This window comes from Nitrosomonas supralitoralis (assembly GCF_003011925.2).
Classification (GTDB): domain Bacteria; phylum Pseudomonadota; class Gammaproteobacteria; order Burkholderiales; family Nitrosomonadaceae; genus Nitrosomonas; species Nitrosomonas supralitoralis.
Map to the genome: position 1 here is coordinate 1 of NZ_PXXU01000219.1, position 320 is coordinate 320.

Here is a 320-nt window from a genome sequence, read left to right on the forward strand (position 1 = left end):
CAGTTCCAGCTCTCGATAGATACGATACACGCGTTTGTGATTCCATTCAAAACCCTTCACATTGCGCAAATAAAGGTAGCATAGACCAAAGCCCCAACGTTTGTGACAGGTCGTCAACCGTAGCAACCAGTCGGCGATTTCCTCGTTCTCAGCGTTGAGTACCCGTCGATAGCGATAGCAGGCTTCAGAGATGCCAAATGTTGCACAAGCCAGACCGATACTAACCGACTTGTTCTGTACCACCCACTGCGCTATCACCTTGCGCTGTTAGGGCTTTACCACTTTTTTCCAAGCACCTACTTCAGCAATTCATTCTGCAT

The 320-nt window shown here is 48.4% G+C and carries 1 pseudogene; it reads right to left on the minus strand.

Annotated elements, in window-relative coordinates:
- Positions 1-288 (minus strand): annotated as a pseudogene (locus C7H79_RS17510) (IS3 family transposase); the annotation flags it as partial.
- Between the last annotated feature and the right edge of the window lie 32 nt (positions 289-320).